Source organism: Cupriavidus sp. 22TCCZM04-2 (genome assembly GCF_057798895.1).
Genome location: NZ_JBYOJS010000019.1, coordinates 18234 through 40208, shown reverse-complemented (window position 1 = coordinate 40208; position 21975 = coordinate 18234). Strand labels below are relative to the sequence as shown.

General features: G+C 66.5%; 16 protein-coding genes. 6 read left to right on the top strand and 10 right to left on the bottom strand.

Going from position 1 to position 21975, the window contains the following annotated elements; genetic code table 11:
• Positions 1-72 precede the first annotated feature (72 nt).
• Both AC3FKG_RS23685 and AC3FKG_RS23680 read right to left on the bottom strand, forming a co-directional pair.
• A complete protein-coding gene (locus tag AC3FKG_RS23685; protein ID WP_488744299.1) occupies positions 73-1653 on the bottom strand; it encodes a fatty acid--CoA ligase in 1581 nt (526 codons plus the stop codon).
• Between the two features lie 106 nt (positions 1654-1759).
• On the bottom strand, positions 1760-2545 hold the full coding sequence (locus AC3FKG_RS23680) for an SDR family NAD(P)-dependent oxidoreductase (RefSeq protein ID WP_488744298.1): 786 nt from the start codon (positions 2543-2545) through the stop codon (positions 1760-1762).
• A 273-nt stretch (positions 2546-2818) separates the two neighbouring features.
• Here AC3FKG_RS23680 and AC3FKG_RS23675 point away from each other — a divergent pair, with 273 nt between their 5' ends.
• Together AC3FKG_RS23675 and AC3FKG_RS23670 are read left to right on the top strand one after the other, a co-directional pair.
• Positions 2819-5116: a mechanosensitive ion channel family protein gene (locus tag AC3FKG_RS23675; protein WP_488744297.1), complete on the top strand. Its 2298-nt coding sequence runs from the start codon at positions 2819-2821 to the stop codon at positions 5114-5116.
• Positions 5117-5505: 389 nt separating this feature from the next.
• Positions 5506-6693 (top strand): helix-turn-helix transcriptional regulator, encoded by a 1188-nt coding sequence (locus AC3FKG_RS23670; protein ID WP_483712202.1) that lies wholly within the window; start codon positions 5506-5508, stop codon positions 6691-6693.
• Positions 6694-6715: 22 nt separating this feature from the next.
• Here AC3FKG_RS23670 and AC3FKG_RS23665 read toward each other — a convergent pair whose 3' ends face one another.
• A complete protein-coding gene (locus AC3FKG_RS23665) occupies positions 6716-7615 on the bottom strand; it encodes a LysR substrate-binding domain-containing protein (protein ID WP_483712203.1) in 900 nt (299 codons plus the stop codon).
• Positions 7616-7718: 103 nt separating this feature from the next.
• On the opposite strand from AC3FKG_RS23665, the gene AC3FKG_RS23660 reads away from it, so the two are divergent.
• The 4 genes from AC3FKG_RS23660 to AC3FKG_RS23645 all read left to right on the top strand — a co-directional run bounded on the left by AC3FKG_RS23660 (position 7719) and on the right by AC3FKG_RS23645 (position 11698).
• Positions 7719-8963 carry a CaiB/BaiF CoA transferase family protein gene (locus AC3FKG_RS23660; RefSeq protein WP_488744296.1) on the top strand — a complete coding sequence of 415 codons (1245 nt, stop codon included), beginning with the start codon at positions 7719-7721 and terminating at the stop codon, positions 8961-8963.
• Entirely contained in the window at positions 8960-9427 is a 468-nt protein-coding gene (locus AC3FKG_RS23655; protein WP_483712206.1) for a MaoC family dehydratase, read from the top strand. The genes AC3FKG_RS23660 and AC3FKG_RS23655 overlap by 4 nt, the downstream gene beginning before the upstream one ends.
• 75 nt (positions 9428-9502) lie before the next feature.
• Complete coding sequence (locus tag AC3FKG_RS23650) at positions 9503-10663, top strand: acyl-CoA dehydrogenase family protein (RefSeq protein WP_488744295.1); 1161 nt, start codon at positions 9503-9505, stop codon at positions 10661-10663.
• Between the two features lie 42 nt (positions 10664-10705).
• A complete protein-coding gene (locus tag AC3FKG_RS23645; RefSeq protein WP_488744294.1) occupies positions 10706-11698 on the top strand; it encodes an acyl-CoA dehydrogenase family protein in 993 nt (330 codons plus the stop codon).
• Between the two features lie 64 nt (positions 11699-11762).
• On the opposite strand, the gene AC3FKG_RS23640 is transcribed toward AC3FKG_RS23645, so the two are convergent.
• From AC3FKG_RS23640 to AC3FKG_RS23610, 7 genes are all read right to left on the bottom strand, one after another.
• Positions 11763-13313 (bottom strand): SpoVR family protein, encoded by a 1551-nt coding sequence (locus tag AC3FKG_RS23640; protein WP_483712210.1) that lies wholly within the window; start codon positions 13311-13313, stop codon positions 11763-11765.
• Positions 13314-13445: 132 nt separating this feature from the next.
• The gene (locus AC3FKG_RS23635; RefSeq protein ID WP_483712211.1) at positions 13446-14708 is read right to left on the bottom strand and encodes a YeaH/YhbH family protein; all 1263 of its coding nucleotides are present in this window, start codon (positions 14706-14708) and stop codon (positions 13446-13448) included.
• A 37-nt stretch (positions 14709-14745) separates the two neighbouring features.
• Positions 14746-16668, bottom strand: a complete 1923-nt coding sequence (locus tag AC3FKG_RS23630) for a PrkA family serine protein kinase (RefSeq protein ID WP_483712213.1) — start codon at positions 16666-16668, stop codon at positions 14746-14748.
• Between the two features lie 401 nt (positions 16669-17069).
• Positions 17070-18254, bottom strand: coding sequence for an acyl-CoA dehydrogenase family protein (locus tag AC3FKG_RS23625; protein WP_488744293.1), 1185 nt, complete (start codon positions 18252-18254; stop codon positions 17070-17072).
• A gap of 138 nt (positions 18255-18392) precedes the next feature.
• Positions 18393-19172 (bottom strand): enoyl-CoA hydratase/isomerase family protein, encoded by a 780-nt coding sequence (locus tag AC3FKG_RS23620; RefSeq protein ID WP_488744292.1) that lies wholly within the window; start codon positions 19170-19172, stop codon positions 18393-18395.
• 45 nt (positions 19173-19217) lie between these two features.
• Positions 19218-20201 (bottom strand): Bug family tripartite tricarboxylate transporter substrate binding protein, encoded by a 984-nt coding sequence (locus AC3FKG_RS23615; protein WP_483712216.1) that lies wholly within the window; start codon positions 20199-20201, stop codon positions 19218-19220.
• Between the two features lie 39 nt (positions 20202-20240).
• Complete coding sequence (locus AC3FKG_RS23610) at positions 20241-21968, bottom strand: long-chain fatty acid--CoA ligase (RefSeq protein WP_488744291.1); 1728 nt, start codon at positions 21966-21968, stop codon at positions 20241-20243.
• Between the last annotated feature and the right edge of the window lie 7 nt (positions 21969-21975).

Sequence of the window (21975 nt, the reverse complement as noted above, 5' to 3'; positions counted from 1 at the left end):
TCGCGCGCGCAGAACATCGAAGGGCCCGGTTCCTGGCGGAACCGGGCCCTTCTTGCTGGTGCAGGCCGATCGTCAGTTGACCTGCCGCCCCATGCCTTCCCAATAAGGCTCGCGCAGCTTGCGGCGCAGCAGCTTGCCGGACGGGTTGCGCGGCAGGGCTTCGACGAAGTCGATGCTCTTCGGCACCTTGAAGCCTGCCAGGCGCTGCCGGGTCCAGCTGATGATGCTGTCGAGGTCCGCGCCCTGCCCCGGCTTGAGCACGATGATGGCCTTGACCGCCTCGCCCCACTTCTCGTCGGGCACGCCGATCACGGCCACGTCCGCCACGATCGGGTGACCGTAGATGGCGCTCTCCACCTCGGCGGGATACACGTTCTCGCCACCGCTGATGATCATGTCCTTCACGCGGTCGTGGATGTGGAGATAGCCCTCGGCGTCGAGGTAGCCGGCATCGCCCGTGCGCAGCCAGCCATCGGCGTCGATCGTGCGAGCGGTTTCCTCGGGCTGCTTCCAGTAGCCGGACATATTGTGCGCGGAGCGGATCACCACCTCGCCCACTTCGCCCGGCGCCAGTTCGCGCCCTTCGTAGTCCACCACCTTGAGTTCCACGCCGGGCAGCGGCTTGCCGGCCGCGCGCATGCGCGGCACCTGCTCCGTGGTGTGGTCTTCCGGCGGCAGCGCCACGATCGTGCCCGTGGTTTCGGTCATGCCGTACTGCTGCACGAAGCCGCAGCCAAAGACCTCGATGCCCTCGCGCAGCAACGCCGCCGGAATCGGCGCCGCGCCGTACAGCAGGTACTTCAGGCGCGAATAGTCCACCGCGCGCGCACGCGGGTCGCGCAGCACGATCTGCATCGCCGCCGGCACCATGAACAGCTTGCTGATGCGCTCGTGCTCGATGAAGTCGAGCACCGCGCGCGGATCGAACTCCCGCGCCACCACGCCCTTGGCGCCCGACAGCAGGTTGCGCAGGCCCCAGCCCGAGCCGCCGATATGCGCCACCGGCATCGCCACCAGCGAGATATCGTCCGCGGTCCAGTGCGACCAGGGAATCGATTCGCGCTCGCTGACCTCGGTGCCGATGGTCAGGTTGCGGTGAGTCAGCATGGCACCCTTGGGGCGCCCGGTCGTGCCCGATGTATAGAGCTGCAGCACGACGTCATGGGCGCCGGGCTGGTGGTCCGGCAACGTGGCAGGCTGCGCGTCGCGCCAGTCCGCATAGACCGGCCAGTCCGGGTTGCCGCCGGCTTCCATCGCGACCACCTGGCGCACCATCGGCAGGGCCGGCAGCAAGCCCTGCACCATCGCCGCGGACTCGGGCCCGACCAGCAGCAGCACGGCGTCGCAGTGGCCGATGATGAATTCCACCTCGGGCGGTGCCAGCCGCCAGCTCGCCGGCGTAATGATCGCGCCCATCTTGGCGGCGCCGAGCCAGGCTTCGAAGTAGTGGTCGGAATTCTTGCCGACGTAGCCAATATGGTCGCCGGCACGCACGCCCGCCGCGAGCAATGCCTGCGCGACGCGGCTGGTATTGCGCTCGAACTCGGCATAGGTGGTCTGCCGGCCTTCGAACGAGTAAGCGACCGCGCCAGGCCTGAGGCCGGCAAAGTGGCGCACGGCCTGAGGCAGCGTGGCCAGATAGCTGAAATCCATGGGCGTCTCCCTCTTTATGCGTGTAATGACTGACACGCCGGAATGCCGACTGTTTGCTGCCCTCTCCCGGCTGCGGGAGAGGGCAGCAACACGCTGGTGCGCCGGATCAGCGCGGTGCCATGCGGATGGCGCCGTCCAGGCGCACGGACTCGCCGTTGAAATAGCCGTTGCGGCACATCTCGACGGCGAGCGAGGCAAACTCCTCCGGCTGGCCCAGGCGCTTGGGGAACGGCACGGACGCGCCCAGCGCGGCCTTGACGTTCTCGGGGGCGCCTTGCAGCAGCGGCGTATTGAAGATGCCCGGCAGGATGGTGTTGACGCGGATGCCTTCACCGGAGAGGTCGCGCGCGATCGGCAGCGTCATCCCGACCACGCCGGCCTTCGATGCCGAATAGGAAGCCTGGCCGATCTGGCCGTCCTGCGCCGCCACCGATGCCGTGCTGATGATCACGCCGCGATCGCCGCTGGCGGTGTGGTCCAGCGTCAGCATGCCGGCGGCCGAGCGCGCGATGCAGCGGAAGGTGCCGATCAGGTTGATCTGGACAATGCGCTCGAACGCATCGGTCGGGAAGAACTTGATCTGCGACGGGTCTTCCTTCGAGCGCGACGCGGTCTTGATCGCATTGCCGGTGCCGGCGCAATTGACCAGGATGCGTTCCTGCCCGATGGCGGCGCGCGCCTTGGCGAAGCCGGCCTCGACTTCGGCTTCCGAGGTCACGTTGACCTGGCAGAACACCCCGCCCAGTTCACGCGCCAGCGCTTCGCCCTTCTCGGCATTGAGGTCGAACAGCGCCACGCGCACGCCCTGCGCCGCCAGCGCACGGGCCGTCGCCGCGCCCAGGCCCGAGGCGCCGCCGGTCACGATGGCCGATACCGATGCATTGAGTTCCATTACCGTGTTCCTTCCGTCTGGTTTTTGCCGGGTCATTGCCGCACGCGCGACGGGCCCGATACGGGTGTCAAGAGCCGGCACCGCGGGGCGCCGGAGCGGGTTCGAGATTCGTGGATCGGGCCCTGACACGCATCGTCGGAAGCGACGAATGCACCGATACGCCACTTTCATTGCCTTTCGCGGCGTCGCAACACAGCCTCCGGGACCCGGCGTCGCGGACCGGGATGGGACCAATGCGCTACAGTGTCGCGCATGGAAGGCTTGACCGATCCCATGCGCCCTCATCTCCCCGACCTCCGCTGGTACCTGCGCCGACATGCCTGGCTGCTGCTGGCCGCGCTGCTGCTTTCGCCGCTGTTTCACCGGCCCGCCCATGCGGCGCCGGCAAACCCGCTCGTTGCCGCGATCCAGCAGAGCGATGCCAGGGCCGCGCCGGCCAGCGTCCCGCTGGCCCAATCGCTCGACCAGGTCATCGGCACCCTGCAGGACGACACGCAACGCAAAGCGCTGCTGGAACAGTTGCGATCATTGCGCAGCGGCCTGAACGCGGCGGCGTCGGCGCCCGTCGCGCCGGCCTCGTCACCGGGCCTGATCGGCGCCGTGGCGCAGGCGCTCGATGAATTCGATACGCACCTGCGCAAGGACCACGGCCCCTGGCACTACTGGCGCTGGCGCGCGCAGTTCGCGGCCGAGGAATGGCGGGCGTCCGTGACGCACAACGGTACGCGCGCCGGGCTCGAGTCGCTGCGCGAGTTCGCCGTGGTGATCGGCGGCTGGGCGCTGTGCGGATGGGTCCTGTGGGAGATCGGCCACCGCATCCGGCTGCGGCGCAGAAAGCAGGCCGACGGCAAGGTCACGCTGGTACGCAAGCCGCGCAGCGGGCTGCCCGAGGTGCCGTCGTGGATCGATGTCGGCATCTATATGTTGCGGCGCATCGGGCCCTGGGTCGCGGCATTCGGGCTCACGGTGCTGCTCGCCTACCGCAATTTCTCGCAATCGCCGGCGAGCGTGGCCGCCGTGATGGCGGCCCATGCCATCGTCGCCGGGGCCATCGCGGCCGCGGTCTGCCAGGTCATCTTCGCGCTGTTCCGCACCGCGCACCGCCGGCTGGCGGTGCACCAGCTGCTGACGCGCTCACCCTTGCTGCTGTTCTGCACCGGCGCCCTCGCCGCACTCGGCAACAGCGCCACCGACAGCCGCATTACGGCCGTGCTCGGCGCTAACCTGTGCGCCTTGCTGTCGACGGCGGCCAATGTCGCCGCGGCAATCCTGATCGGCGTGTTCGCGCTGCGCTTCCGGCGCCAGGTCGGCCAGGTGATCGCGCAGCGGCCGCTCGAATTCCGGCAGTCGCATCCGGCCCTGGCGGACCTGCTGCGGCTGGCCGGCCAGGCCTGGCACCTGCCGGTTCTGGCAGTGGTGGTGGCCTCGGTGATCGGCACCGTGCTGGCCACCGGCCATGCCGACGTCTTCCTGCGCCGCACGGTGGCCTCGGTGGCGCTGCTGGTGTTCGCGCTGCTGCTGACGCTGGTTGCAGGCCGCTCGCCCAAGGCCAGCGTGCGCGCGCCACGTATCCGCGACCGGCGGCGCTCGGCCTACCTGGAACGCTTCGGGCGCTTTGCCATGGCGCTGGTACGCGTGGTGATCTGGGTCACCGTGATCGAGCTGGGCGCGCGCATCTGGGGCACATCGGTGCTGCACCTGGCGCAAGCGTCGCCGGCGGGCCGGCATATCGCGGAATCCATGCTGAGCGTCACGGCCACGGTGCTGCTGGCGTGGCTGGTCTGGCTGCTGATCGACACCGCCATTACCCAGGCGTTGTCTCCGGCCTACGGGCGCGCCGCGCAGCCGAGCATGCGGGCCAAGACCATTCTGCCGCTGGTGCGCAATGCGTCGCTGGTCACGCTGCTGGTGATCGCGATGATCGTGGTCCTTGCCAACCTGGGGGTCAATGTCACGCCGCTGCTCGCGGGTGCCGGCGTGGTGGGGCTGGCGATCGGCTTCGGCGCGCAGAGCCTGGTGCAGGACCTGATCACCGGGCTCTTTATCGTGATCGAGGATTCGATCGCCATTGGCGACTCGATCGAGCTGCCCGACCATGCCGGCGTGGTCGAAGGCATGACCATCCGGACCGTCAAGCTGCGCGATGGCAAGGGCGCCCTGCATACGCTGCCATACAGCCAGATCAAGGCGGTCAAGAACCTGTCGCGCGGCTACGGCTACGCCGTGTTCAGTATCGGCATCGCCTACCAGAGCGACCTGGACCGGGCCCTCGACCTGATCCGCGCCACCGGCGCCCAGATCGCGCGCGATCCGCGCTATGCGCACAAGCTGCTGTCCGGCCTGGAGATCCTGGGCCTGGATCGCTTCGACCCGAGCGGCCCGGTGGTGATGGCCCAGGTCAAGACCCGCCCGCTGATGCAGGCCGAGATCACGCGCGCGTTCAACGCGCAGCTGAAGCGGCAATTCGATGCCAATGGCATCTGCATGGCCTCCCCAAGCCTGACCATCCAGCTCGCAGGGGGGCCTGCCGGGGCCGCAAGTGTCGAAGCCATCATGCCGGCGTCTAAATGAGATGTATGCGTCATGCAAGAAAGGTGTGCTTGTCGCTTTTGCGAAACGCCCGTCCCTTTCGCGCGTCAAAAATCCCTCACGAATCCCATCTCGCGCATTAACATCCCTGCGTTATGCAGGCGTCGACATATGCCGATCGTCCGGTGGTTCCCGCTGTGGGGACCATAGCCCCCCAAAGGGTGGATAAAACCGACACGATTGTTTGGCATCATGGCCGGCACTCGGGCACGGTCATGCCTGAGGAGCATCCTGCATACGGGGCCGGAAGCCACGGCACCGTTGCCACAGGGCGCGACAGACACCCGGGCAGGCACTTGGCGCAAGGGAACACAAGAGAGCAGCCATTAGAAAATGGCGTCAGTCAAGGCGTTTGCCACCGGGGGAAAAATATGGGCGAACACCCGAGTCTCGACGATGAGTTTCATCGTCTGGTCGACTCTATCTACGAGTCCGCAATGGACGTGGCGGCAATGCCCGCTGCCCTGGACCTTTTTTCTCGCTACACAGCCACAGGCAGCCCGCGCTACCTGATCTGGGACAAGTTTGCCGGCCACGCCCGGCTCGGCGTGACGCCGCACGGTTGTTTCACCCATGGCGTCAACCTGCCTGAAGGCGTCGTTGCGCCACCGGCAAGCGGCGGCCATCCGGCTATCGTCCCAGCCGCCCTCGCATCCGCCGGGGCCGGCGCCGCACTGGCGATGGCGGATGGCGGGGCTGCCGACCTGGCCGTCTCCGGTGACGCTGGCGGACTCGAACAGGGTTTCCGGCTTATCGACACCAGCGAGATCTGCGTGCTCATGAGCGGCACCACCTCGGAGCACAGCCACCTGCATGGCAGCGTGCGCGAACGCCGCCTGGCCCATGTCATGCCGCACTGGGTCCGCGCGGCGCGCATGCAGCAGCGCAACTTCGAACTGAGCGGACTGGCCTCGCTCGGGCTGGCCGGACTCGACACGCTCGATTTCGGCGTCATGGTGCTGCAGGCGGACATGCGCGTGCGCTACGCCAACAGCTGGGCCGAATCGCTGGTGCAGGCCGACAGCAACCTTGCGCTGGAACGCGGCGTGCTGCGTGCGCGCGATGCCGCGCTGCAGGACGTGCTGCAGCGGCTGCTCGACGGCGCCGTGCGGGGCCGCAGTGCCGACGCCGCCGCGGGCTCATGGATGCACATCACCTCCGGCGGGCAACCGGTACCGATCATCGTGGTGCCGCTGGTCTCGCGCCAGCCGGTGGAAGGCCCATGGCAGCTGCCCGCGGCGATGATGCTGCTCGGCAACTCGGAATCGCGCTCGGTGCTCGATGCCGCGGTCTTGACGTCGCTGTTCGGGCTGTCGCGCAAGGAAAGCATCATTGCCATCCGGCTCGCTGCCGGCGAAACGCTCAATGAAATCGCCGAGCGGGAGTTCCTGTCGCCCCATACCGTGCGCGTGCATATCCGCGATACGCTGCGCAAGACCGGCACGCACCGGCAGTCCGAGCTGGTGCGGCTGCTGCATTTGCTGCCTGGCGTGAACCTGATGCGGACGGCAGCTTGTCCGGTGGCGCGGCCCAGGGCGAGGCAGGTCAAGAACGGGTGAGAGCCCATTCCCGGGGCTGACCTCAGCCCTCCCCCTCCACCGCCGCCAACGCCGCGGCAAGAAACCTCTGCACCTGCCGGTCCGCGTCATCCGCCCGCGCGGCCAGCGCAATGCCAATGCGCCCCGCCGGCCGCGGACTCGAGATCGGCAGGAACTTCACCCCGCGGTTCGCATAGCGCGTTGTCACGCCGGGCACCAGCGCCACCCCCAGGCCGCTTTCCACCAGGCTGACGATGGTCTGCACCTGCACCGCTTCCTGCGTGACGCGCGGCACGAAACCGGCCTGCTGGCACAGCATCATGGCGACCGCATGCAGGTTGGGTACCGCCGCGGCCGGATGCATGATGAACGGCTCGGCGGCCAGTGCCTTCAGCGGAATGGAGGCCTCGCTGGCATGCGGGCTGTCCGCCGGCACCGCGGCGACGAACACATCGGTTTCAAGCGGCGTGAGGGTGTAGCCGCCGCTGCTCAGGATCGGAAACCGCACCAGCCCGGCGTCGAGCCGATGGTTTTCGAGCTGGTCCAGGATGGCCGCCGTGGTGGATTCCTGCAGCACCAGCTCGATCCCCGGATGCGCGGCGCGGAACGCCGGAATCAGCTTCGGCAGCAACGCATAGGTGGCGGAGCCGATGAAACCGATGCGCAAGGCGCCCCGCTCGCCCTGCGCGGCCGCCATGGCCGCCGCACGTGCCTGGCTGGCGTGGAACAGCGCGCGGCGCGCGTCCTGCAGCGCCGCCTCGCCCGCCTGCGTCAGCCGGACCCCGCGCGGGGTGCGCACGAACAGCGCGGTGCCGAGTTGCTCCTCCAGCTTGCGGATCGAAATCGACAGCGGCGGCTGCGCCATGTGCAGGCGCTCGGCGGCCCGGTGGAAGTTGCCCGTCTCGGCCAGGGCAACGAACTGCTGGAGCTGGCGCAGATCCATTTTGATATCCTGTGAATATCAATTTCTAAAAAAGTAATATTAGACCAGATACCTGTCGCTGATCTACGCTGTGCCCCACAGAACCAGATCCGGAGACAGACGCATGCTGCCCTTAGCCGGCATCCGCGTGATCGACCTTTCCACGGTCGTGATGGGCCCTTATGCCAGCCAGTGGCTGGCCGACTTTGGCGCCGAGGTCATCAAGGTCGAACCGCCCGAGGGCGATTCCACACGCCGCACCGGCCCCGCCGCCGAATCCGGCATGGCCGCGATTTTCCTGGGCGTGAACCGCAGCAAGAAGAGCGTCGTGCTGGACCTGAAGCAGCCGGCGGCGCAGGCGGCGCTGGACCGCCTGCTGTCCGGCGCCGACGTGCTGATGCACAGCATGCGCCCGCAAAAGCTGGCCGCGCTGGGCCTGTCGCCGGACGACGTGAGGGCGCGCCACCCGCAACTGGTCTACGTCAGCCTGCTCGGATTCGCAGAGGATGGCCCGTATGGCGGCCGCCCGGCCTACGACGACATCATCCAGGGCCTGTCCGGCAACGCCGCGCTGATGGCGGCGCAGACCGGCAGCAGCCGCTATTTCCCGACCATCGCGGCGGACAAGACCAGCGGCCTGGTGGCGGCGCTGTCGGTGTGCGCGGCGCTGGCCGGCCGGGCGCGCTCCAATGGCAATGGCAGCGGCAAGGGCGCCATGGTCGAGGTGCCGATGTTCGAATCCATGGTGGCCTTCAACCTGGTGGAGCATTTCTACGGCCGGCATTTCGAACCGCCGCGCGGCGGCACCGGCTACCCGCGCGTGCTGGCGCCGCTGCGCCGGCCCTACCAGAGCGCCGACGGCCATGTCTGCATGATGCCGTACACCGATGCCCACTGGCGCGACTTCTTCCGCGCCGCCGGCCGCCCCGAACTGGCCGCGGACGCGCGCTTCACCGATATCTCGGCGCGCACCGCGCACATCGAAACGCTGTACGAGATCACCGGCGAGATCGTGCGCGGACATAGCACCGCGCACTGGCTGGAAGTCTGCGAAGCGCTGCAGATTCCCGTGGCCCGGGTCAACGAACTCGACGACCTGCCCGACGATCCGCACCTGCGCGCGACGGGCTTCTTCGAACCGGTCGAAGATCCCGCCATGGGCGCCTTGCGCTTTCCGGGAGCACCGGTACGCTTTGATGGAGCACGCGCACCGATCGGCGTGCCGCCACGCCTCGGCGAGCACACCGCGCAGCTGCTTGCGCGGGCCGGGATGACGCAGCAGGACATCGACGGGCTCAGCGCCACGGGTGCCGCGTACTGCGCCCCGCAGCCGCCGGTCCAGTCTGACAACGCCAAGGAGACCGCATGATGCAAAGCCACCTGCCCCGCCTGGGCCAGGGCTTCTACTGGCAGGACCTGAAGGAAGGCCAGGCCTTCCGCACCTTCCGCCGCACCGTGACCGAGACCGACCTCGTCAATTTCATCTCGGTCACCGGCATGGTCGAGGCGATCTTTATCGAGGACGGCTACGACGCCGGCGCGATCCGCGGCCGGCCGGTCCCCGGCGCGCTGACCTACACGCTGATCGAAGGCTTCATCCTGCAAACCATGATCCAGGGCACCGGCCTGGCGATGCTGGAACTCACGCAGCAGATCCTTGCCCCGGTGGTGGTCGGCGACACGGTATGGGCCACCGTCACGGTGACGGGCATCCGGCCGACATCGCGCGGCAACCGCGCGGTGGTGGACTCGGCCATCGAGGTCTTCAACCAGCGCAACGAGAAAGTCATGACGTACACGGCGCGCCGGCTGCTGGCCGGACATCCTGACTGAAACCGCGGCGCGCCACGCCCGACTGACCCTGGGCTTCGTCCTGGCCCCACGCCTTCACGCAACCGGATATTCAACGTGACCGCATTGCTTTCCACCTTCCAGCTCACCAGCCTGCCGCCGCACGCCACGGCGTTCCGCGAGCAGGTCCGGGCCTTCCTGGCCGAACACATGCCGGCGCTGCCGCCTGATGTGCGGGCACGCTCGTGGATGGGCTTCGACGCCGCCTTCAGCCGCGCGCTGGCCGCGCGCGGCTGGGTCGGCATCACGCTGCCGGCCACCTGCGGCGGCGCCGGGCTGGACCCGTTTTCGCGCTTCGTGCTGGTGGAAGAACTGCTGGCCGCCGGCGCGCCCGTGTCCGCGCACTGGATCGCCGACCGCCAGAGCGGCCCGCTGATCCTGCGCTATGGCACCGAGGCCCAGAAGGCCAGGTACCTGCCCGCCATCTGCCGTGGCGACGCCTTCTTCTGCATCGGCATGAGCGAACCGAACTCGGGCTCCGACCTGGCCAGCGTGGCCACGCGCGCGGTGCGGCAGCCGGACGGCAGCTGGCGCCTGAACGGGCGCAAGATCTGGACGACCAACGCCAACCGCTGCCACTACATGCTGGCGCTGGTGCGCACCTCGGGCACGCCGCAGGACCGGCAGGCCGGGCTGTCGCAGGTCATCGTCGATCTCTCCGCGCCCGGCGTCACCGTGCGCCCGATCCAGGACCTGACCGGCGACGCGCATTTCTCGGAGGTGAGCTTCGAGGACGTGGCGCTCGCACCGGACGCCCTGATTGGCCAGGAAGGCAGCGGCTGGGAACAGGTGAACGCCGAGCTGGCATTCGAGCGCAGCGGCCCCGAGCGGCTCTATTCGAGCGTGGTGCTGCTCGACACCTGGCTGGCGGCGCTGCGGCGCCTGCCCGAAGCGCGGCGCGACACCGTCACCGCCGGCCGGCTGGTCGGCCACCTGGCGGTGCTGCGTGCCATGTCGCTGGCCGTGACCGCACGCCTGGCCGCGGGGGAAAGCCCGGTGGTCGAAGCCGCGCTGGTGAAGGACCTGGGCACGACCTTCGAACAATCGATCCCGGCGCTCGTCGAAGCCGCGCTGGGCGACGAACCGGCGCTGGCCGCCGATGGCGCGCTGTACCGCACGCTGGCCTACGTCACGCAGATCGCCCCGTCCTATTCGCTGCGCGGCGGCACCCGCGAAATCCTGCGCGGCATGATTGCGCGCGGCCTGGGGCTGCGCTGATGCGCCGAAGCCCCGCACGCGTCCAACACTGAATCCATCGCCATGCATAACACCTATTCCGACGCGCTCGCCGACCTGCTGCGCGATCAATGCCAGCCCGCGACCGTGCGCGCCATCGAACAAGGCGCCGACCCGGCGCCGCTCTGGCAGGCGCTGCTCGAAAGCGGCTTTGCCGACTGCCTGCTGCCCGAATCGGCAGGCGGTGCCGGCCTGTCCCTGTCCGAACTGGCGCCCGTGCTGTATGTGCTGGGCCGCCACGCCATGCCCTTGCCGCTCGCGCAGACGCTGTTTGCGCGAGGGTTGCTGCAGGCCCATGGCGTGACCGTGCCCGCCGAACCGATCGCGCTGGCCAGCCTCGACGATGGCAGCCTCGCCACGCTGGTGGCCGATGCGCGTCACGCAGGCTGGTTCCTGGCGCAGTCCGGTACCCGCTGCGTGCTGCTGCCGGCCGCCGCTGCCGGCGCCGAGCCGACTGGCGCTCACGCCGACCAGACCATGCGGCTGCCGCGCTTCGACGGCAAGGCAGAGACGGCTTTCGCGCTGCCCGCCGGCATGCTGCGCACCATCGGCGCCTGCCTGCATGCCGCGCAGATGGCCGGCGCGCTGTCCCAGGTCATGGACATGACGCTGCAGTACGCCAACGACCGCCTGCAGTTCGGGCGCGCGATCGGCAAGTTCCAGGCGATCCAGCACCAGATCAGCGAGATGGCCGAGCATGTCGCCGCCTCGCGCGTGGCCGCGCAGATCGCCTGCGACAGCACCGGCAGCCGTCCCGACCCGGTACGCGCCGCCATCGGCAAGCTGCGCGCCAGCGACGCGGTCACGCCGGTCGCGGCCATCGCGCACGCCGTGCATGGCGCCATCGGCATTACCGAGGAGTTCGACCTGCAGCTGTACACGCGGCGCCTGCATGCATGGCGCGTGGCCGACGGATCGGAGCGATGGTGGAGCCGCGTGCTGGGCGAACTGGTCTGCGCGGAACCATCGCGCGGCGCGGTGGAGTTGGCGCGCGAGTGGTACGAGGCGACGGCCTGAGGCACGCCAGGAAATGAAACGGCGGCCCGGTCCGGGGCCGCCGCATCGCAGTGAAAGCGCCGCCTCAGGCGGCCAGGCTCAGCCCGCCTCCCGGCACCTTCTTGTGACGGCGTTCCGGCTTGCACTCGTACTTGAGTTCGCGCCGCCCGTCCTCATACGCCACTTCGAGCCGCACATTGAAGCCCCACAGGCGCGTCACGTGGCGGATCACTTCGTCGAAGTTATGCGACAGCGGCCGGCGGTCGCTCTGCTGGTGGCGCAACGTGAGCGAGCGGTCGCCGCCCACATCGACATTGGTAACCTGGATATTGGGCTCCATGCCGGACAGGTCGTACTGCGACGCCAGCAGCTGCCGGATCATGCGGTAGCCTTCGTCGTTATGGATGGCCGTCACGCGCAGCTTGTTCTCGCGGTCATCGTCCAGCACCGAGAACAGCTTCAGTTCGCGAATCACGCGCGGCGACAGGAACTGCAGCAGGAAGCTTTCGTCCTTGAAGTTGCGCATGGCGAAGTCCAGCGTCGTGCGCCAGTCCGATCCGGCGATCTCCGGCGCCCAGCGGCGGTCCTCTTCGTCCGGGTGCTCGCACATGCGGCGCAGGTCCTGGAACATCAGGAAGCCCAGCGTGTACGGGTTCAGGCCGCTGTAATACGGGCTGTTGTACGGCGGCTGGTAGATCACGTTGGTGTGGGCCTGCAGCAGTTCCAGCATGAAGGCGTCGTTGACCAGCTTTTCCTCGTAGAGCTGGTGGATGATGGTGTAGTGCCAGAACGTGGCCCAGCCTTCGTTCATCACCTTGGTCTGTCGCTGCGGATAGAAGTACTGCGCGATCTTGCGCACGATGCGCACGATCTCGCGCTGCCACGGCGCCAGCCTGGGCGCATTCTTCTCGATGAAGTACAGCAGGTTCTCCTGCGGCTCGGGCGGGAACGAGGATTCGGGTTCCGCCGCATCTTCATCCGCGAGCGCGTGGGGACGATGCTTGGGCAGCGTGCGCCACAGGTCATTGACCTGCATCTGCAGGTAGTTCGCGCGCTCGGTCTGACGCGCCTGCTCTTCGTTGATCGACAGTTTCTTGGGCCGCTTGTAGCGGTCCACGCCGTAGTTCTGCAGCGCGTGGCAGGAATCGAGCAGCATCTCCACTTCCTGCTCGCCATAGCGCTGCTCGCACTCCAGCACGTAGTTCTTGGCGAACAACAGGTAGTCGATGATAGCGTCCGCATTGGTCCAGGTGCGGAACAGGTAGTTGCCCTTGAAGAAGGAGTTGTGCCCGTAGCAGGCATGCGCGATGGTGAGCGCCTGCATCGGCAGCGTGTTCTCCTCCATCAGGTAGGCAATGCAAGGGTTGGAGTTGATGACGATCTCATAGGCCAGGCCCATGTGGCCGCGCTGGTAGCTGCGCTCCGAGGCCAGGAAATGCTTGCCATATGACCAGTGGCTGTACCCCACTGGCAGCCCTGCCGACGCATAGGCATCCAGCATCTGCTCGGCCGTGATGATCTCGATCTGGTTGGGATAGGAGTCCAGTCCGAACTCGCCGGCAATGCGCGCGATCTCGCGGTCATAGCGGTTGATCAGCTCGAAGGTCCAGTCCGAACCCGTTGAGAGATAAGCCATCTTCACCTCCGTCTGGCACAGCCGTCCGCGCCGGCAGATGCTGCCGGGACGGCGCCGCCGCGCCGCGTTGCAAAGGTCCTGCCGGCCCGCCTGAACCGGCGGGCCGCGAACGTACCGCCAACGTACCGCCCGTCAGGCCGCGCGCTTCTGGAACAGGTCGTGCAGCACGGGGTAGATCTCGTCCGCGCTGATGATCCGCTGCATCGCGAAGTGCTCGAACTGGCTCTTGACCGTCAGGTACTCTTCCCAGAGATTCTGCGGTTCTTCGGACGCCACTTCCACGTAGGCGAAATATTGCACCAGCGGCAGGATCGCCTCGCGCAGCAGCCGGCCGCACAGTTCGGAGTCCCCGGCCCAGTTGTCGCCGTCGGACGCCTGCGCGCAGTAGATGTTCCACTGGCTCGGCGGGTAACGGTCGTGGATCACCTCGACCATCAGCTTCAGCGCACTGGACACCACCGTACCACCGGACTCGCGTGAATGGAAGAAATCCTCCTCTTCCACTTCCTTGGCCACGGTGTGATGGCGGATGAACACGACATCGATGCGCTCGTAATTGCGCTTCAGGAACAGGTACAGCAGCATGAAGAAGCGCTTGGCGAGATCCTTCCTGCTCTCGTCCATCGACCCCGACACGTCCATCAGGCAGAACATCACCGCCTGCGCCTGGGGCCGCTTCTTGAGCACGCGGTTGTTGTAGCGCAGATCGAGCTTCTCGATGAACGGCACGCGGTCGATGCAGGCGCGCAGGTGCCGCATCTCCTTCATCATTTCGAGCGCGGCTTCGCTGTAGGGCCCTTCCTTCTCCAGCGCCTCGCTGTATTCCTTCTCCAGTTCGCGCAGGCGCTTCTGGTATGGGCTGGACAGCGCAATGCGCCGGCCGAGCGAGCTGCGCATGGTGCGCAGGATCGACAGGTTGGAAGGGGTGCCGTCGATGGAGAAGCCGGCCCGCACCTTGCGGACCTCGGCGATCTTGGCGAGGTGGCGCTTGGCCAGGTCCGGCAGCGCCATGTCCTCGAAGAAGAAATTCAGGAAATCCTCGCGCGACAGCGTGAAGACGAAATCATCCTCGCCCTCGCCGCTGTCGCTGGCGCGCGAGCCGGTCCCGCCCCCGCCCTGCTGCTGGCGGTCGAATGAATCGCCCCGGACGAACTTCTTGTTGCCGGGATGGATCCATTCGCGCCGCCCGCCCGGGCCGTGGTGAAAGATCGGCTCGGAGATGTCCTTGACCGGAATGGACACCTGCCCGCTCTGCTCGATGTCCATGATCTTCCGGCCGGACACCGCCTTTGCAACCGCCTGGCGTATCTGCTCGCGGTAGCGCTTGATAAAGCGCTGCTTGTTGACGGCACTTTTGTTGCCGCCGTTCTCACGCCTGTCGATGACCGTGGCCATGTATTTGCCCTCGAAGAGAGGCCTGGTTCAGGCGCCGTTAGGATGATTTTCTTACGCGCAGATACCACTCCACCAAAAGTCGGACTTGTTTCGGCGTATACCCCTTCTCCGTCATGCGGTTGACGAAATTCTCGTGCTTGTCCTGGTCTTCGCGCGAAGACTTGGCATTGAACGAGATGACCGGCAGGAGATCCTCGGTGGTCGAGAACATGCGCTTCTCGATCACCATCCTGAGTTTCTCGTAGCTGGTCCAGACCGGATTCTTGCCACCGTTGTTGGCCCGGGCGCGCAGCACGAAATTGACGATCTCGTTGCGGAAGTCCTTCGGGTTCGAGATGCCCGCGGGCTTCTCGACCTTCTCGAGCTCGTCGTTCAGCGCGTTGCGGTCAAGGATTTCACCGGTATTCGGATCGCGGTACTCCTGGTCCTGGATCCACAGGTCGGCGAACACCACGTAGCGGTCGAAGATGTTCTGGCCATACTCGGAATACGACTCCAGGTACGCGGTCTGGATCTCCTTGCCGATGAACTCCACATACGGCGTGGTCAGGTACTCCTTGATATAGGAGAGCAGCTTCGCTTCCTGTTCCGGCGGGAACTGTTCGCGCTCGATCTGCTGTTCGAGCACGTACAGCAAGTGGACCGGATTGGCCGCGACCTCGGTGTTGTCGAAATTGAAGACCTTGGACAGTACTTTGAACGCGAAGCGCGTCGACAGGCCATTCATGCCTTCATCCACGCCGGCGTAGTCGCGATATTCCTGGTACGACTTCGCCTTCGGATCGACGTCCTTCAGGCTTTCGCCGTCATAGACGCGCATCTTCGAGAAGATGTTGGAATTCTCGGGCTCCTTGATGCGCGTGAGCACCGCGAACTGCGCCATCATCTTCAGCGTGCTGGGCGCATTCGGCGCCGCCGACAGCGAACTGCTGCGCAGCAGCTTGTCGTAGATCTTCACCTCTTCGGACACGCGCAGGCAGTACGGCACCTTGACGATATAGATCCGGTCGAGGAAAGCCTCGTTGTTCTTGTCCTGCTTGAAGGTCTGCCATTCGGCCTCGTTCGAGTGCGCGAGGATCACGCCGTCGAACGGTATCGCGCCAAAGCCCTCCGTGCCCTTGTAGTTGCCTTCCTGCGTGGCGGTCAGCATCGGGTGCAGGACCTTGATCGGCGCCTTGAACATCTCGACGAACTCGAGCAGGCCGCGGTTGGCCAGGCACAGGCCGCCGGAATACGAATAGGCATCCGGGTCGTCCTGCGGAAAATCCTCGAGCTTGCGGATATCCACCTTGCCGACGAGCGAGGAGATGTCCTGGTTGTTTTCGTCGCCAGGCTCCGTCTTGGAGATCGCGATCTGGGACAGCACCGACGGGCGCAGCTTGACCACGCGGAACTGCGTGATGTCGCCATTGAACTCGTGCAGGCGCTTCACCGCCCACGGCGATGGAATGGTGTTCAGGTACCGGATCGGGATGCCATAGTCCTCTTCCAGAATCTTGCCGTCTTCCTCCGGCGAGAACAGGCCGAGCGGAGATTCATGGATAGGCGAACCCTTCAGCGCATAGATGGGCACCTCCTCCATCAACGCCTTCAGCTTCTCTGCCAGCGAGGACTTGCCGCCACCGGGAGGCCCGAGCAGATACAGGATCTGCTTGCGCTCCTCCAGCCCTTGCGCGGCATGCTTGAAGAAGGCAACGATCTGCTCGATCGTGTCCTCCATGCCGTAGAAGTCGCGGAAAGCCGGATAAATCCGGATCACCTTGTTGAAGAACAGCCGTGACAGGCGCGGATCGTGGTGGGTATCCACCAACTCCGGCTGACCGATCGCGGCGAGCATGCGCTCAGCCGCAGTCGCATAGGCGGTCGGATCCTTCTTGCAGATATCCAGATACTCCTGGATGCTGAATTCCTCTTCCTTGCGAGCTTCGAAACGCGTGGCGTAATGGCCGAAAATGTCCATACCTCACTCCCGTCAGAGTCCCCGTCCGAGGCGAAAGCACTGCTACTCCCCTGAGGCTTCGCGCCAGCTTTCGCGATACACCACCCCGGCTTGGCGACGTGGTCATGTTGCGAAGTCTTTACTTCATCATAGTCAAATAACGGCGATGGTGGAGCTTGAGTTGACGATTCGCTTGCCTGTGCGCAACGGCGTTTCCGCCCTGCAAACACCACATTTGAACCACTGCCCCTCTCCGCGCGCGACGGGCCATTGACTATGCTGTGACAAACCTTACACCTTTCCGCCCCAATCTGCACAGCAGGTTTTGTAACGATAAAACAGAAAGGCCGGCGCTTTCGCCGGCCTTTCTGTTGCGGTTTCCGCGACGTGCATCAGCACTCGCGGACTGCTGATGACAACGCTCAGAGCGTGCGGGCCACCAGTTCTTTCATGATTTCGTTCGAGCCGCCATAGATCTTGCCGACACGCGCATTGGCATACATTCGCGCGATCGGATACTCCAGCATGTAGCCGTAGCCGCCGTGCAACTGCAGGCACTCGTCGATGATTTCGCAGTTGCGCTGCGTGCACCACCACTTGGCCATGGCCGCGGTCGCGGCGTCGAGCTTGCCCTCCATCAGCTTCGCCATGCAGTCGTTGACGAAGGTCGCGGCAATGGTCGCGTTGGTCTTGCACTCGGCCAGCTTGAAGCGCGTGTTCTGCAGGTCCAGCAGCGGCTGCCCGAACACCTTGCGCTCGCGCACGTAACCGGTGGTCAGCTCGATCGCGCGCTGCATGCTCGCCACGGAGCCCAGGGCGATGATCATCCGTTCCTGCGGCAACTGCTGCATGAGCTGGTAGAAGCCCTGGCCTTCCTGAACGCCCAGCAGGTTGTCGCACGGCACCAGCACGTCGTCGAAGAACAGCTCGGCCGTGTCCTGGCCCTTCTGGCCGATCTTCTCCAGGATGCGGCCGCGGCGGAAGCCGGGCAGGTCCCGGGTTTCCACCATGATCAGCGATACCCCGCGCGAACCGGCTTCCGGATCGGTCTTGGCCACCAGGCACACCAGGTCGGCGTGATACCCGTTGGTAATAAAGGTCTTGGCGCCGCTGATGCGATAGCAGTCGCCGCTGGCTGTCTTTTCGCGCACCGCGCGGGTGCGGATCGATTTCAGGTCGGAGCCGGCGCCGGGTTCCGACATGGCGATGGCCGCCACCATTTCGCCGCTGGCCATCTGCGGCAGCCATTTCTCCTTCTGCGCCTGGGTGCCGTAGTTCAGGATGTAGTGCGCCACGATGCCGCTGTGCACGTTGTTGCCCAGGCTGGTGCAGATACCACGCGCCATTTCCTGCGTGATGACGGCCTCGTGGGCGAAGTTGCCGCCACCGCCGCCGAATTCCTCGGGAATGCTCGCGCACAGCAGGCCGATCTGGCCGGCGCGGCGCCAGACGTCGCGATCGATGTAGCCCTGTTCAGCCCAGCGCGCCTCGTTCGGCGCCAGCTCGCGCTCGACAAAGCGCCGCACCGTGTCACGGAACAGGACCAGGTCTTCGGTCATCCAGGGTGCCTCGGACGAGGCGGCGGCGTTCAGTTCGGGAGATCCCATGATGTGTATCGACTTCGAAATGCCAGAGGAGGAAGAAAGACAGCCGGTCATGCCAGCTGCCATGCCTATATAGATAGGCGTAATTCGTGTTGAAGGCGCCCGGGCATGCGGCAATGCAGCATGCCCGGGCGCCCGAGATCAGTCAGGCCAGCGATAGCGCGGCGCCTGCTTGGACAGGAACCGGCTGGCGGCTTCCTGGCGGTATTCCGTCGCAAACGCAATGCCCTGTCCGTCCGCTTCCATGGCCAGCATGCTGTGCAGGTCCTGGTTCAGCGAGGCATTGAGCGCCTTCTTGGTCAGCGCCACGGCCACCGGCGATGCCTCGGTGAACGCGCGGGCCATCGCCCGCGCGCGCTCCTGCAGGCTGTCGGCCGGCACGATCTCCATGACGATGCCTTGCTCCTGCGCGGCCTCGGCATCGAGTTCGCGCATCGAGAACATCAGCGCCTTGGCGCGCTGGAGTCCGATCATGCGCGGCAATGTGTAGAACACACCACAGTCGGGAATCAGGCCCAGGCGCAGGAATGGCAGCGCGAAGCGCGCGCGGGGCGTCGCCAGGATGATGTCGGCGGTCAGCGCCAGGCTGAAGCCGGCGCCGAAGGCGGCCCCGTCCACCGCGGCGATCACCGGGATCTCGAGCTGGATCAGCGCCTCGAGCCACGGGTGGATGTTGTTCAGCCGCTGGCGGCCCTGCGCGGCCGTGAACTCGCCCTGCATGGAGCTGATATCGCCGCCCGAGCAGAAGTCGGTGCCGGCACCGGTCAGGATCAGCGCGCGCACGCTGGCGTCCTGGCGCAACTGGTGGATCACATCCCCGATCTCCCGGCGCATGACGCCGTTAAGCGCATTCTTGCGGGCCGGGTAGTCCAGCGTGAGGGTGGCAATGCCGTCTTCCACGGCATAGCGAATCGTTTCCATCGATGACTCCTGGGAAGGCTTGCGGTTCCGCGCCCTGTGCGGCGATCAGTCCAGCTGGATATGCGCGTCGCGCACGATCTTGGCCCACTTCGGCATGTCGCCCGAGACCACGCCCGCCAGTTCCTGCGGGGCGGAACCCACCGGCTGCAGCCCCATGCCGGCCAGCTTCTGGCTGATTTCCGGCAGCTTGACGATGCGCGCGACTTCGGTCGCCAGGCGCGTGGTCACTTCCTTCGGCGTGTTGGCCGGCAGGAAGATCGCGAACCAGCCGCTCGGTTCGAAGCCATGCAAGCCCTGTTCGGCAAACGTCGGCACGCTGGGGATCGCCTTGAAGCGCTGGGTGCCGGTGATGCCCAGAATCTTGAACTTGCCGCTGGTGAGGTACGGATACGCCGAAGTCACATCGACGAAGGCCGAATCCACCTGGCCGCCGAGCAGGTCGTTGACCAGCGGCGCCGCGCCCTTGTACGGGATGTGCGTCAGGTCGATGCCGGCCTGCTGGCTGAACAGCTCCCCGTGCAGGTGCGACGAGGTGCCGTTGCCGTACGAGCCATAGCTGAGCTTGCCGGCCTTGGCCAGCGCGATGAATTCACGCAGCGTGTTGGCGGGCACGCGGTTGGGCACCACGAACAGGTCGGACGACTTGGCGATCAGCGAGACCGGCGTGAAGTCCTTGCTCACATCGTAAGGCGTGCGCTTGTAGAGGCTCGGCGACTGGATCAGCGCGGTGATGGCCAGCAGCACCGTATAGCCATCGGGCGAGGCCTTGGCCACGATATCGTTGCCGAGCATGCCGCTGGCGCCCGGCTTGTTGTCGACCACGACCGCCTGGCCCCAGGCCTCGGCCAGCCGCTGGCCGATCATGCGGCCCACGGTGTCGGTGCCGCCGCCGGCCGGATACGGCACGACCAGGCGGATCGGCTTGCTCGGGTAGTTGGGCTGGGCCAGTGCGTGGCCCACGCTGCCGAGCATGGCGGCGCCGGCCAGGGTGCCGGCTTGCGCCAGCCAGGTTCGTCTGCTGTTGTGCATGATGCTGTCTCTCTCCAAAACTCTGTCTGTCCGCGGGCCTTACCGGCTTTGCGCCCTGGCTTGCGCCGGGTCCGCCGGCCGCATGGCGTCTTCCTGCAAGGCGCGCCACTGGATCTTGCCGGTGGCCGACTTGGGCAGCGCGTCGACGAACTCGACGATGCGCGGCACCTTGTAGGCCGCCAGGCGCTCCCGACACCAGCCCATGATGCGTTCCGGCTCGGCCTCGGGCGTGCCGCGCGACTCGGGGCGCAGCGCCACCACGGCCTTGACCGTCTCGCCGCGATGGTCGTCGCGCGCCGCGATCACGCAGGCCTCGTGGATGGCCGGGTGGCCGTAGAGCAGGTTCTCCACCTCGGCCGGCCAGACCTTGAAGCCGGACGCGTTGATCATGCGCTTGAGGCGGTCGCGCATGAAGAAGTAGCCCTCTTCATCCATGAAGCCCAGGTCGCCCGTGCGCAGGAAGCGCTTGCCGTCGATCTCGATGAACGACTCTTCGTTGGCCTGCGGGTTGTTCCAGTAGCCCTGCATCACCTGGTCGCCGTGGGCGACGATCTCGCCGATCTCGCCCTGCGGCAGTTCGGCCAGCGTGTCGGGGTCCACCACGCGGGCATCCACGCCGAAGGTGGCAATGCCCAGGCATTCGCGCTTGGGCTTCTGGCGCGGGTTGGACAGCAGGAACGACGCGGTCTCGGTCATGCCGTAGGCTTCCACGTACGGCAGGCCAAAGCGCTCCTGCAGCATGTTGGCCACCGCATCGGGCATGGCGGCCCCGCCGCCGCCCAGGAACGCCAGGCTTGACAGGTCGCGCTGCTCCACGCCCGGCTGCGCGAAGAAGTCCACCAGCATGGCCGGCGGCGCTCCCCATACCGAGGCGCGATAGCGCTCGATCAGGTCGGCCGCCAGGGCGCGGTCCCAGCGCGGCATCAGCACCACGGTCGCGCCCAGGTAGATCGGCGAATGCATGCAGTTCTGCATGCCGAGCAGGTGGAACATCGGCGCCACGGCCAGCACCACGGCTTCCGGCGAGCTGCTGCGCCACACCTGCGACCCCACCGCGGAAGTCATCATGGTGCCGTGGGTATGCATGCAGCCCTTGGGATTGCCGGTCGTGCCCGAGGTGTAGGCCAGCATGCAAAGCGTGTCGTAGCCGGCCTCGTGCGGGCGCGGACGCTGGCCGGCATTGCGCGCGGCATCCCATTCCACCGGCATCGCGCCGCCCGGTGCCGCTGGCAGCGCGGGCGCCGGCTCGCGCAGCCAGGCCGGGACCTGCAGGCCACCGTCGTCGTGCAGCATGCCTGCGTAGTGATGGACGATCACGTCGCGCAGCGCCTTGCCGTGCAGCGGCGCGACGCGGTCGTACAGCTCGCTGCCGCAGAAGGCGGCCACGGCGCCGCTGTCGCTGACCACGTGTTCGAGCTCGGCTTCCAGCCACATCGGGTTGGCCGGCACCACCACGGCCTCGGCGCGCAGGATGGCGTAGTAGGCCACGATGTACTGCGGGCAGTTCTGGCTGAACAGCACCACTCGGTCCCCGGGCGCGATGCCGCAGGTGTGCTGCAGGTAGCCGGCCATGCGCTCGACCTCGTCCAGCAGCGCCGGGTAGGAAATCGCGGTGCCGAAATACTGGATCGCGGTCTTGTCGGGATAGCGGCGCGCGGCCACTTCCAGGTTGTAGAACAGGCTGGTGCGCGGCACGTGCAGCGAGCCCGGCAAGCCGGCGGGCCAGGCGGGGGAACGGTAAGGCTGGGTGGTACTGGCGGACTTCATGTCGGGC